Origin of the sequence: Nitrosomonas sp., from assembly GCF_040240425.1 — a bacterium.
Lineage (GTDB): Bacteria > Pseudomonadota > Gammaproteobacteria > Burkholderiales > Nitrosomonadaceae > Nitrosomonas.
Genome location: NZ_QPHG01000004.1, coordinates 80,102 through 94,181, shown reverse-complemented (window position 1 = coordinate 94,181; position 14,080 = coordinate 80,102). Strand labels below are relative to the sequence as shown.

At 52.2% G+C, this 14,080-nt stretch carries 4 protein-coding genes; 3 read left to right on the top strand and 1 reads right to left on the bottom strand.

Annotated elements, in window-relative coordinates:
• The first annotated feature begins 112 nt into the window (after positions 1-112).
• A complete protein-coding gene (locus DU481_RS02375) occupies positions 113-1,810 on the top strand; it encodes a hypothetical protein (protein WP_350132101.1) in 1,698 nt (565 codons plus the stop codon).
• A gap of 87 nt (positions 1,811-1,897) precedes the next feature.
• Here the strand turns inward: DU481_RS02375 and DU481_RS02370 are convergent, their stop codons facing one another.
• Positions 1,898-2,131 (bottom strand): hypothetical protein, encoded by a 234-nt coding sequence (locus DU481_RS02370; RefSeq protein WP_350132206.1) that lies wholly within the window; start codon positions 2,129-2,131, stop codon positions 1,898-1,900.
• On the opposite strand from DU481_RS02370, the gene DU481_RS02365 reads away from it, so the two are divergent.
• Together DU481_RS02365 and DU481_RS02360 are read left to right on the top strand one after the other, a co-directional pair.
• Positions 2,017-3,627, top strand: coding sequence for a ShlB/FhaC/HecB family hemolysin secretion/activation protein (locus DU481_RS02365; RefSeq protein ID WP_350132099.1), 1,611 nt, complete (start codon positions 2,017-2,019; stop codon positions 3,625-3,627). The genes DU481_RS02370 and DU481_RS02365 overlap by 115 nt on opposite strands.
• Positions 3,628-3,661: 34 nt before the next feature.
• Complete coding sequence (locus tag DU481_RS02360; protein WP_350132097.1) at positions 3,662-14,044, top strand: filamentous hemagglutinin family protein; 10,383 nt, start codon at positions 3,662-3,664, stop codon at positions 14,042-14,044.
• Positions 14,045-14,080: the final 36 nt, after the last annotated feature.

Here is a 14,080-nt window from a genome sequence, read left to right as displayed (position 1 = left end):
TCACTATGAATAGGGTATTTGCAATGCGCATTAATGCTCTGCGGGGCTGGTTATAAAGCCGCTGAGCTTGAAGCCCTTATTCTCCTCTTATTGTTACAGTAAGGATTACACCATGAAAATAAACAAACTAAAAAGTCTTGCGGCAGCGTTGTCTCTGCTCGCTGGGTCGAATATGGCGCATGCGCTGACGCCATGGAATGACGGTCCGCCTGATATCGTAATCTACACGTCCGGTGGCGCTGCACAGGACAGAGCAATTGATTTGGCGGTCGTAAGCTCCCTGGTTGAGCCGGGAACCGATGACTGGTTTAGTGATAAAACTTCAACCGGTTCTATCGGAGGCCGTTGGCGCGCTTATTACTTTGTTGGCAAATCTACGTTGGGTGAGGGTCTGGCAGGGCGGAAAATTCTCTTTGAGAAGCGATCCTACGGTGCTGCCGGTTACGGGGTTATTCCTCTGGTGGCCAATGATGGACGGGGTATTCCTATTGAGCACTTGAATATCCAGGGCTTGCCGCAAACCGCCTGGACAGCGGACGGAGCCAAACGTTGGGTTGCAACCATCACCGGCGCCAATGCCAGCACCTACCTAGCCAAGGTACCTTCGGATGCTGGTTTTCTTGGCGTCGACCCCGATATTTTGTTAAAACCGGGTACCGAGAATTATCCTGAACAAGTTAAAGAATTGATTTCTGGTCAGTTTGAAGCTGATTGGCCGACCAATATCGATCGTTTCCCCGATACCTTTGCAGCACTATCAACCGGCGGTTTGGTGTACGGCATTAGTGTCACCGAAGATCTGTATCGTGTGTTACAGGCTGCGCAAATCCGATCCGGAGAATTACCGAGCGACACGGTCGTCGGCCGTTATGACGATAAAAGCTTGCCATCGCTGAACCGTACTTTCCTGGCTTCGTTATTTGCAGGAAAAATATCGGCGTGGGATCACGTGAAGATTGTGGATAAGCTCAATGGTAATCAAGTCAGAAGCTTGACCGATTCAGAGATTCTTTCCGATGCGGGTGTCGATGCGCCAACCAAAGAGTCGGTAACGGGTGGTCAATTAACGCCGGTTGCCATCAGCCGTCGTAACAGAGGTGCGGCAATTGGGGCCGTAGGTCATGCCAAGTTGCTCAATTATCCTTTTGTCAAGGGATCGAATCCACCCGCACCGGTCACCCCCGATGGAGAATTTGAAGAAGAATCGACTTTGCCGATTGTTAAGGCTCCAGGCGGTGCAAGGCCGACCGATGATTTGCTGAAAGACTGGCAGAATGGCACAAACAGCACCGGATGGAATAATGTGTCGGATGGCGCCGGTTTTGCCAAACGCTGGGGAATCGCATTCCAGTCCGGTGACCGCAACGCAGGAGCAACGGTTGAAGGTACCGGCGGTCAAGGTTGGCGTTATATCAAAATCGATGGCTATGCACCGACCATCGCTAACGTAGCAGCCGGCACCTATCCCTATTGGGCGGAAGGTGTGGTTCTGGGGAAAATCGAAAAACCATGGGATCCTGATTGGGCGATTAAAGCGCGTGCACTGATCGCTTTTGCGCAAGATCTGGGTAGCCCGACTGTGGCTGCTGCAGCGAATGCAAATTCCAATCTGACCTTCGGCCGCTCCGGAATTTTTGCTACCACAAAAGATCCTCGCGGTTTCAGAGGAGCAGTTCCTTTCAACGAAAACAATCCAGTGGTTCCTTATACACATTTGAGTGCGGGTGGCGTGCCTAAAGCTTTCCCGTATCCAAGTCTGGAGGTTGCACCGGTTGCGGATCCCGGTGTGGCGGAATTCGAGTTGAAATAAATTCCAGGGTATTTGATAAGTTGACTCGCTATGCCCTTTGGGACATGGCGAGCGCTTCTGAAGAATCTGGCTATTTTCTCTTACTAATCAATCAATAAATAAGAGTTTGTAAGGATTGTGCATTGAGTGCACGCACTTTCTTTGTCTAAATAATGCTTGGTTATTTTGTTTTATTGTTTCATTACCTTTAATTAATTGCTGATTGAATGCTCCGGATGATACTGCCCCTATTAATTTCACTGCTTGCGTTTTGTCTATCCATGCCTGCGTGGGGAGATCAAAAATCATCGGAACAGGTATATGCCGAGCAATCACAGCCAAAATTCGATTTGCTGGTGCTACAAGTAGATGGGAACACCATCTTGGAGCAACCATTAATTGAGAAAACGGTATATCCATTTCTGGGTTACGACAAATCCATCGACGATGTTGAAAGTGCCCGCCAAGCCCTGGAAGCGGTTTATAAGGAGCAAGGTTATCCTACCGTGCTGGTGGAAATCCCCGAGCAGGATGTGGTGGAAGGGCAGGTCCGTCTGCAAGTCATGGAAGGTACCATCGAACGTCTGAAGATTACCGGGTCGCGCTATTTTTCTTTGGGAAAAATCCGTGAACAAGTCCCCGCATTGGCTGCGGGACAAGTGCCGCATATGCCGGATGTTCAGGAACAGGTGGTCGCATTGGGTAAGCAATCGGGTGATCGTCAAGTCACGCCGATATTCCGGGCTGGTTCCACACCCGGTAAAACCGAAGTCGAACTGCGGGTTGCTGACACGTTTCCATTGCACGGCAGTTTGGAAATTCATGGCAATAATCCGGAAGGGACAACGCGTCCGCGCCTTGTAGGCACATTACGTTACGACAATTTATGGCAGCGTTTCCATAGTGCGTCTTTTCAATATCAAGTAACACCGGAAAATCCCAGCGAGATTCAGGTGTGGTCGGGCACTTATGTCATGCCGACCGGTTTTTCCGATACCCGCCTGGCGATGTATGGCATCGGCATTGATTCGAATACCAAGCTGGGAACACCCATCGGCGGATTGACCGTCGTCGGCGCCGGTACGATTTATGGCGCACGTTTGACCAAGCCTTTGGCTACCCGGGAAACCTACAACCACAATCTGGTTCTTGGTTTTGACTACAAAAACTTTAACCAGGCCATTACCGTTCAGGGGCAAGACGAGAATTCCACCCCCATTTCTTACACGGCATTCCAATTGGGCTACGACGGAAATTGGCGTTACAACAAGGCGGTGACATCTTTTAATGCGGCTGCCAATTTTGCGATACGTGGCTTGGGAAATGAAACGCAGGAGTTTGAAGACCGGCGCTTTAAGGCGCAAGCGAATTATGCTTATCTGACTTTAGGGGTCAGACATTTGCAGGAGCTGCCAGGCGATTTCAGAGTGGCCGTACGAACGAGAGGCCAAGTCACGAATACCCCGCTCATCAGTAATGAGCAATTCTCCGTCGGCGGTCATCAAAGCGTGCGCGGATACCACATGACGCAGCAATTGGGTGATCACGGCGTTAATTTTTCGGTTGAGTTGCAGAGCCCGATGCCTCAGCCGACCAACTGGGAAATCATCCGCAGTTTCCGTCCGCACATATTTTTCGATTACGCGGCTTTATGGATTAAAGAGCCGCTCCCCCGGAATCCTGATTTCTACAAACTGGCAGGTGCTGGCGCAGGCTTCAGAATGCAATTGCACAAATTCTTAAGTGGCGAGTTTGACTGGGCTTACCCGCTGTACCGGCAAGGCAAAGTGGATGTGGGCGATCAGCGCTTTGATTTCCGGCTGAATTACGAATTTTAGATTTTGCTTAGCGCCTATCAAATAGAGGTTGGGTATGAACAAAAACAAAAAAACCACACATACGGATGAGCATTTCCCGCTAAAACCATTGTTTCTGGCGATACGCACACTCTTGGCCGGTAGCATCACCCTGATGAGCAACAGTTACGATGTTCGCGCCGAATTGCCGGTACCGGTTGATCCTGCCGCGCTAGCATCGCATGGGCAAGCTGCCGCCAGTATTGCGGGTGACAGCATGATTATTAAACAGATCTCGGATCGGGCGACGCTGGAGTGGCAAAGCTTCAATATCGGTGAACATAATAGTATCAAATTTGAACAACCATCTGCAACGGCCATTTCATTAAACAATATTCACCAGGCTGATCCCAGCCGTATTCTCGGCTCCCTGACGGCTAATGGCCAAGTCTATCTGGTCAATCAAAACGGATTTCTTTTCGGTAAGGACTCGCAAGTCAATGTGAATGCTTTGGTAGCCACTGCCCTGGGTATCAGCGAAGAGACATTCCAGCGAGGTATCACCAAGGTTTTCGACATCAACAATGCCGCAGCCTTGCAAGGTAATAATGAAATTTATCTGAAAAATGAGCAAGGTCAGTTCATCCTGGATCCGAATGGCGAAAAAATAAAAATTCAGATTTTTGTCGAACCCGGCGCGCAGATTAAAACCAGTGGCGACAGCGGCCGCGTGATACTGGCGGCGCCAGTAGTCACCAATGCAGGCACGATTCAAACACCGGGCGGCCAGACCATTCTCGCCGGTGCGCAAGATAAAGTGTATTTGCAAGAAGCCGGTACCAAATCCGATATTCGCGGGCTTTTGGTCGAAGTCGGAACCGGCGGTGAAGTCAAAAATATCGGTAAGATTCTGGCGGAACGCGGCAATGCGAGTCTGATCGGCTTTGCCGTAAATCAGGAAGGCATTGCATCGGCGACTACTTCGGTGCAATTGGACGGATCGGTCCGGCTGCTGGCGCGTGAAGGCATTCAAGATCCAAGCGGCACGGGCGGTAAATTAACGGGCAGCGTTACAACACGCAGAACTGAAAAGGATGATGGGTTAGGTAAAAGCGCGACCGTCACGCTGGCCGAAGGCAGCCGCACCAGCGTTGATCTGGATGCCGACAAAACGGCGAAGGCCATCGATGCGCAACCGCAGGAATCCTCCAAGATTGAAATCAGCGGCCATGAAGTTCATTTGAAAGATCGTTCCGTGCTCGAAGCAAAATCCGGGATTATCGATGTCAAGGCGTTGGATAACCTGGCCGACGCATCGATTAAAGGAAGTGCCCGCATCTATCTTGAAACCGGCAGCACAATCGATGCATCCGGGGTCAAGAACGTCGTGTTACCGATGGAACGTAATGTTGTGCAAGTGGAGTTGCGCAAGAACGAATTGCGCGATGCCCCTTTACAACGCGATGGCGTTTTATTTGCCGAGAAAGTATCGGTTGATTTGCGTGACGCGACGCTGGTCTATGACCCGAATACCGGTGTACTGACCAGCGCCACCATTCCAATCGCCGATATCAAGGGCGCGGTTGATCGCATTGAACGGAATATTGATGAGCGCAGCACAGCGGGCGGTTCCATCAATTTGACTTCCAGCGGTGATGTGATTACGCAAGCGGGCAGCAAGATAGATTTCTCCGGTGGTACGGTTGCCTACCGGGATGGTTATATCGAAACCACTAAAGTCGTTTCCGGTGGCTTTATTTCCGATATTGCGCATGCCGACCCCAACCGTCCTTATGACGCCATACTGAATCAATTCACAAAAGTTCATCCGAAATGGGGCATCATCGAAAGCTGGGCGATTTCCGGCATGGCGCTCAAGCACTTTGAACGCGGCTATATCGAAGGTAAAGCAGGCGGCAATCTGACGATTAATACCTATGAGGCGATGCTGAATGGTGTTCTGGATGGCACGACTGTGGATGGTTCCTTGCAGAGACAACATGCCCAGCGCGCCGATGGCAGCAATTTCTCGATCGATTTGAGTCAGAACAACCTGTTCGGTAAACAAAACGTAATATTCAGCCAGAACATGGATCCGCCGGTACCGGCACTGAAACCGAATGCGCCCATACCGAGAGAGGCTAATAAGAAAGAACCCATCGCGCTGAATATCGATGCGGAAAATCTCAAAAAATCCGGAGTACGGAACGTCAGTGTCACGACCAACGGTTCAGTAACCATCGGTCCGGATGTGCAACTTGAGTTGCCGATAGGCGGCAAGTTGACTGTGGCGGCGAGCGGTAGCGAAATTCAAGGATCGCTGACAGCACCGTCTGGCGATATCACTTTCAAGCCGGTGGTAGTCAATAGTGATCAGTTGCTGCCGAACCCGATCACCTTGGGTGCGCATTCACAAATCGATGTCAGCGGGCGCTGGGTTAATGATCTGCAAAGCATCCGTTCGAGCCTGCCATTTGATCCTGTATCGGTCGACGGCGGCTCGGTCACGCTGATCAGCGAACAAGGGGATTTGCGGTTAAATGATGGCAGCCGGATCAACGCCAATGGCGGTGCTTGGTTGCAAATCATCGGCGGCACACGGGGGGGACGCGGCGGATCGATTCATCTTGAAGCCGCTACTGTCGAGCCGGGCGGTAAATCATCCAGCTTGATACTCGATGGCGAATTATCGGCTTTCGCGCTCAATCAAGGCGGTCAGCTGCATCTGGCTTCCAATGAAGTGGTTATTGGCAGCGCCGCGGATGTACCCGCACGTTCCGCTTCGACTGTTCAGCCTTTGGTGCTGGCGCCGGAGTTTTTCCAGCAAGGCGGTTTCTCCGATTTCAGTTTGAGTGCGAATCTGTACGGATTGAAAGTGGCCGATAACGTCAGCGTCCACCCACTTCAGCAGAATTTTTATTTATCGGCTAATGCCGCCACCCAGCACACCGGTGCTGATTTGCAAGCATTCAGTTCGATCGTGACGTTAACGGAAGCAATCCGTCAGCCCGCTAATCTGCATCTTTCCGTCGCACCGTCGATCGCGCAGAATCGCCAAGAGCAATTGACAATCGGTGCAAGCGCATCGATTAAAACCGATATCGGCGGCCGGGTTGATATGAATTCGGCAACTTCTATCCTGATCGAAGGCAGCATCAATGCACCCGCAGGGACAATCAGCGCGACCATCGATCCGCCAGTGCGTGGCGACACAGGTTTTTATAACGCGCAAGGCATCTGGCTGGGCGCAAATAGCAGCCTGAATGCACGGGGTGTTTTCAAAGAACAGTTGAATCCTTATGGCTTGCACATGGGCGACGTTTTGCCGGGCGGACATATCGATCTCATCGCCAATAGGGGCTATATTGTCAGTTATGCAGGCTCTTTAATCGATGTGAGCGGTACGCGTGAACGCGTTGATTTTCGTGAGCCGGATCAAGGCGGCAATGCATTTGTACCGGTCTCGCGCGATATTCCTTCGTTTGGCGGTCAAGTCACCTTGAAAGCGGGTGAAGGGATGCTAATCGACGGCACCTTCAAAGCGGATGGCGGTACGGCTTCCGGCGGCGGCACACTGTCTGCCGAAATCAACAAAGGGTTGCGCGATAAACCCGAGTTTCCCGTGGGCGGTGGCTTTTTTCCGGACGATGTAGCTGCGCTGACCAATAGACCACGCAGTATTGTGATTTCAGCCGCATCAGATCCTGTGATCGCGGGCGATTTGCCGCTGGGCGGTAACATCAATACGGAACGCTACAGTGGTCTGGCTTTTTTCAACAATGATCAATTAAGTCACTCCGGATTCAACGCATTACAGCTTAAAACCGATGTGCTTGGCGGCGATGGCCAATATCGCGGAAGCATTCGTTTTAATGGCGATATGCAGCTGGCAGCGCATAAGGAAATCATTCTGGATACGCCCAGTATCGAGACTGCTGGTAACCAGGTCAGTCTGAACACAACCTATGCGGCGCTGGGATCGACGCAAAGCCGTATCGATACCCAATTATCGCAAGGTTTATTCGATACCCGGCTGGCGCCAAATGCAGTGGGCGGTACAGGGCGGTTCTCGGTAGCGGCGAAAGGGATTGATTTGGTTGGCGGCCTGAGTTTTAACGGTTTTGGCCAGGCCGATTTGTTCAGCGCAGGCGATGTGCGCGCCGTGGGCATTCAGATAAGACCGGACACGAAGAATTTTCTGGGCACATTCAAATTTGCGGGCGATTTGGTGATGACCGCTTCGCAATTGTATACCGCGACATTGACCGATTATACGTTTGCACTCGGCGGTACCGGGCAGGAAACGCTGACTATTCTGCAAGGCGCCGGCGCACAAACACCGGTGCTCTCCGCGGGCGGTAGTCTGACGATTAACGCGCCGAACATTAAGCAACATGGCACCATCGAGGTTCCATTCGGCAGCATCAATCTGAACGCCGGTAATCATTTGGTATTGGCGCACGGTAGTTATACTTCGGTATCGGGTAATCACTTAACCGTACCGTTTGGCCGCGGCGCGGCGGGTATTAATTGGCTATATCCAATGACAGCCGATGGCGCAATTAACCGGTTGATTTCATCGCCGCCGGAAAAACGGCTGGCGCTGACGGGTACCAACGTTGAATTGCAAGAAGGCGCCAAGCTTGATCTGTCGGGCGGTGGCGATTTGTACGCCTACGAATTCATTCCGGGCCCGGGCGGGTCGCGCGATATTCTGGATCCGCGTGCTGCCGGTTATGTTCCTAAATTCGCAGTGATGCCAGATTTCAATCCGGCACTGACGCCGATTGATCCGCTGGAATTTTCATCCGCGAATTTGCATGTTGGCGATAGCGTTTATCTGAGTGCCGGTTCCGCCTTGAAGGAAGGCTGGTATACCTTACTGCCCGCACACTACGCTTTGCTGCCCGGCGCGTATCTGATTACACCAAGACCGGACGTTCCGGACATTACACCGAGTCAGCGCTTTACCGATTTTACCGGTGCAACGATTGTTTCCGGGCACTATGGCACGGCAGCCGCGGATATTCAAAATCCTCGCACGCAAGGTTTCTCCGTGGCGCCGGGAACGCAAGCGAGACTTTTCTCCGAATATACCAATTATTCCGCCAATCAGTTTTTTGCCAAAGCGGCAGAGCAAAGAGGCATCGCTCGTCCACAGTTGCCTGAGGATGCGGGCAGTTTGGCAATTACCACGCGTGAGCATCTGACGTTGGCAGCGGATCTGGTGGCGTCTCCCGCCAAAAACGGCAGGGGCGGGCAAGTGGATATCAGTGCCGACCGCTTAGCTATTGTAGGCCGCCAGGAAGATTTGCAGGCGCCGGTTCCCGGCACAGTCAAATTACTGGCTGACGATCTGAACCGCTTAAATGCCCCCAGCTTGCTGCTCGGCGGGGTGCGTGGAAAAGATACGAGGGGTCAACGGGTAACGGTAACCGCACAAAACCTGAATATCGACGGAAATAGTCATTTGCAGGGTCAGGAAGTCATTTTGGCGGCACGTGATGAAGTGAGGGTTTCCTCCGGTGCGCTGATCGAAAGCAAAAATAATGGCAGCGGCACGGCAGTGGATCTGTTTATCGAAAACAGCGGTGCAACCAATAGTGATGGCGCTTTGCTACGGGTTTCTTCCTTCAATCAAGTAGGATTGAACCGCGACCGCAGTGTCACTGGCAGCACCGGTGTTTTGACCATTGAGGAAGGCGCGCGGCTGAAAGCGAACGCTTCAATGGCGCTCGATTCCACCAGAAATACGGTATTTGACGGTCTTATCGATATGAATGGCGGTTCGCTGGCGTTGAAATCCAGCCGCATCAGCGCGGGTGCCGCACCGCTTGGCACGGAAGGGCTGGTACTGAAGAATATTCCCTTGAATCTCAATGAGCTGAAGCTGATCAGTACCTCCGATTTCAATTTGTACGGTGATGTCGTTTTGCAATCCAAGCTGCTCGATATCAATGCGGCGCGAATCAATGGTTTTAATAATGCTGGTCTTGGCGCGCAGATCAATGCGGATAGCATTACGTTAAGAAATCCGGGTTTCAATTCCGATCGGACCGGCACAGGTACAGGCGCGTTAGCGCTGAATGCGAAAAATATCCTGCTGGCGGAAGGCGACTATGCCATTTCTGGTTTCAGTAACACCGCCTTTAATGCATCCAATGCGATTACCGGATTGGGGTTAATGCAGGATGCGCAGACCGGTAATAGCACTGTGGCCAAGCCAGGTTCATTAAGCGTAGCCGGAGACCTGAATTTAAATGCCGCTTATTTTGCCGGTAATTCCGGTTCCACTACGCGCATTGATGCCAGCGGTCATCAAATCAACTTTAACCGGCTAGGCAGCACTGCGCCGGTAAGCTCCGCGGGCTTGGGATCGGCATGGTCGGTAACAGCCAATGCAATTGCCGGTAATGGTTTTTTTGATTTGCCGGGGGGTATTCTGGAGTTGCATGCGCTTGCCGGTGATATCAATCTGAATAACGGTGCGCAGATTGATGTTTCAGGCCGTGCTGTGCCATTCGGAGAGCTGACTCGATATGCACCGGCGGGGCGCGTTGTATTGTCGGCCGATGCCGGGAATATTAATTTTGAAAGCGATGCAAACATTCGGCTTGCCGGTGCGGCGGGCAGCGAAGCCAATCAAATTCAGTATGCCAGCAAAGCTGGCACGCTGCACGTTCAAGTGCCCAAAGGTCAGTTCAATTGGCACGGTGACATAGACGCATCGGCTCCGGCAAACACCCCAGGCGGGAGCATCCGCTTGGATGCGAATGATTTTGGCGCGGATGGTTTGTCTGCGTTGAATGCCAAATTAGCAGAGGCGGGATTTAATCAGGAATTGAGCCTGCGGCAGCGTCATGGCGATATCGCAATCGCTGCAACCGATACGATCAAAGCCGATCAATTCAATCTGACTGCCGATCAAGGTAAAGTGACTATCGCAGGCCGGATCGATGCAGGGGGCGATGCTGCCGGTTCAGTTAATATCTACGGCGCTAATGGTATTGCGCTGGGTTCCACTGGCGCAATTACGGCTAAATCTACTGCGAATGGCGCAAAAGGCGGCAGTGTAACCTTGGATACCGTGTACCGGCAGGATGCTGGCAGCGGCTTGCTGGATTTGTCGGCTTCCGGCGCAGTGATCGATGTTTCCGGCGGCAGTAGCGGCGCTGGAGGGGATGTCCATTTACGTACCGGCAGGGATTCGAATCATGCCGTTGCCGTTTCAGCAATCAATACGCGCATTACAGGCGCTGATCCGAATCACGCTGTGCTCGAAGCAGCCCGGGTCTATTCCGGTGAATCGGTCATTACGAATGATGCCATCCAGGCGTGGAAAGCCGACACCGCTGCATTCATGGCGAACAAGCCGTCGCTGGCGAATCTTTCCGGATCGGCGCTGCAATTCTTACCGGGCATAGAAATACAAAGCAAAGGTGATTTGACGCTGCAAGATCGCTGGGATTTCATGGAAGGTGCATGGAATGAAAAAACGCTGAGCTGGGATTCCAATTGGCGCTACTCGGCTGTGGACGGACAAAAAATCTTGCCGGGCTTTCTTACTCTGAGAGCCAATAACAATCTCAATATCAATGCCTCTTTAACCGACGCCTTTGCGAGAACCCCCATCGCCGGGCAGAAACCGGAAAACCGTTTCCCTGACATGATACAGCCGGGCTTATCCTGGAGTTATGGTTTATATGCAGGTGGCGATATCAATCTGGCAGCAACCGATAATCAATCGAGCCCGGCCCAGGTGGTAGTCCGGACGGGTACCGGCAGTATTGATGTGGAAGCCGGAAATGATTTGCGCTACCTGAGTAATCCCGGCGATACAAAAGCCGCGGCAGCGATTTATACCATGGGCACACCGGCACAGTACACGCGCGGTCAGTTATTGGCTGGCAGTATTCCTGGCGCGCCTGCGCGTTTTCCCGGCGAATCTGACGCCAATTATTTGAACCGGCTGGATCCAGCGTGGTTAAACAGCGTGTTGCGTTATGGCTTTGCCAATGAAGTTTTGCTCGGCACACAGTTTGTCGTGGCGGATTATCCGACGCAAGGCGGCGATATCTCGATCCATGCGGGGGGAGACATACAAGGCATTGCAACCGGCCAGAAAATCAGTGACTGGCTGGTACGCGGCGGCGTTTGGGACGTGAATCAACGGCCCACGGCTTGGGGTATCAATATCAGCGGCGATACTTTCAGTAATCGCGGTGTTAGAACGTTTAACCAGAATGTCGGAGCGCTGGGCGGCGGTGAAGTTACGATTGAAGCCGGCGGGGATATCCGTAATTTATCCGCAATGCTGCCTACCACGGGTAAGCCGCTCGGTACGATTAATGCTATTTCCGGTTTTTCCACCACCTGGAGCGCTAACGGTACGGAGATTAATGGCGGTGGCGCATTGTCGGTTACGGCGGGTAATAACATCGCCGGTGGCGAATATTATGTCGGCAAGGGACAGGCCAATATAACCGCAGGGGGCAGTTATTCCGCATCGGCGGAAGCAGGCACCGCGCTGCATCTGGGTGATGCGCAGGTCAATGTCAGTGCGCGCAATGATCTGGTTCTGGCATCCGTGGGCAATCCCACGATACGCGGTCAGGATTCTTTACCGGTTGGTTCCGGCGGTACCGATTCGCGCTTTTTTACGTACAGTGATCGAAGTGCCATTTCACTTGCAACAACCGGCGGCAGCGTAGTTCTGAATAATAGCCCCGAACCGGGGTTCGGTTTCAGCGTGTACCCGGGTACTTTGAAAACGGTTGCGTACTCTGGCGACATTCGTGTCAATAATTCGATGACATTGTTTCCGTCATCCCAAGGTCAATTTGAGTTACTGGCGCAGAGAAATGTATCCGCAGATAGAAATGCCGCTCAGTTCTTTAATATCGGCATGTCCAATACGGATATTTCATTGTTGCCGGGTGTTGTTTCACCCGCGCAGCAAGTCGAAGGCAATTTGGTCAGCGGTATTATCCGCGCGCGCGAACGTCTAAATCTGACCACGCCTGATCCGCTCCTTATCAATGCCCCGGTCCCGGTACATTTGGGCAATTCCAACAAACCTCAAGTCATTGCGCATTTGGGTGATATCGCATTTGCCACCGATAAGGAAGCAACCTTTTATTTGCCCAAAGCGGCCGAATTTGTTGCTGGCCGGGACATCAAGAATCTGACCCTGAAAGGTCAGAATCTGGCGGCTGATGATATTACTCGCGTACAGGCGGGGCGAAATATCCTGTACGACACGATCATCAATAACGATGGAAATATTCTTTCCAATATCAGAAAGCTGGAGCTTGGCGGACCAGGTCAATTACAAGTGCTGGCTGGGGAAAACATTAACCTCGGCAGCTCCAACGGCATTCAAACCATCGGTAATTTATTCAATCGCACGTTGAGCGACGAAGGTGGCGCGGCGATTACGATTCTGACGGGTTTAGCCGGGAAAATGGATCTGGCCGGTTTTATCAAGCGTTATGAAAATACCGACAAATATCGAAAAATTCTGCAGGGGCTTGCCGATTTGCCGGACGCTGAACAACGCCAGCATCTGGGTACGTTATTGAATGTTTTTTACAATGAAATCAAAGAATCTGCATCGGCTGCGGCTGCTGCGCTCGAATCAAAACGCAAGGATCTTTACGAGCGCGGTTTTGAAGCGATCAAAACCCTTTTCCCGGATGAATCCTATGCCGGAAATCTCGGTTTGGTATTCAGTCAGATTAAAACGTTGGACGGCGGCGACATCAATCTGGCGGTTCCCGGGGGCAATGTCGATGTCGGCCTGGCCGGACAATTGGCGGGGATTCGTAAAACCCCGGAACAACTGGGTCTGGTCGTACAGCAGAAGGGTAATCTCAGTGCTGTAGTCAATGACAATTTCAATGTCAATCAATCGCGTGTCTTTACTTTACTCGGTGGCGACATTCTCGTGTGGTCGTCCGAAGGCAGCATCGATGCCGGTAAAGGCGCTAAGTCAGCGATCTCTGCACCGCCGCCAGTCAGCGTGGTGGACGAGCGCGGCAATATCGTCACCATTTTTCCGCCGATCGTATCTGGCAGCGGCATACAAGCAGTCGGTAAGGGAAATGTGGTTTTGGCTGCGCCCGTAGGGGTGGTGGATGCCGGTGAAGCAGGTATCAGCGGCAGTCAAATTGTGATTGCGGCAACGGCGGTTATTGGCGCTTCCAATATTCAAGCTTCGGGCGGCACGGTGGGTGTGCCAACCAGTGTTGTTGCGCCGACCGGCGTGGCTGGAGCGGATGGCGCCGCTGCCAGCGCGGCGCAATCGGCATCGCAATCCGCGTCGCGTGGAGGTTCCGGGCGCGAACAGGATGACAAAAATAAACAGAAGGGAGTCAGCATGTTGAGCACTGATGTGGTGAGCTATGGCGATTGCAGTGTGAAAGACATCAAGGAAGGAAAGAAAGGTTGCGGTGATTAAACGCACGGTATTTATTTTTGATATGGGAATCGTTGG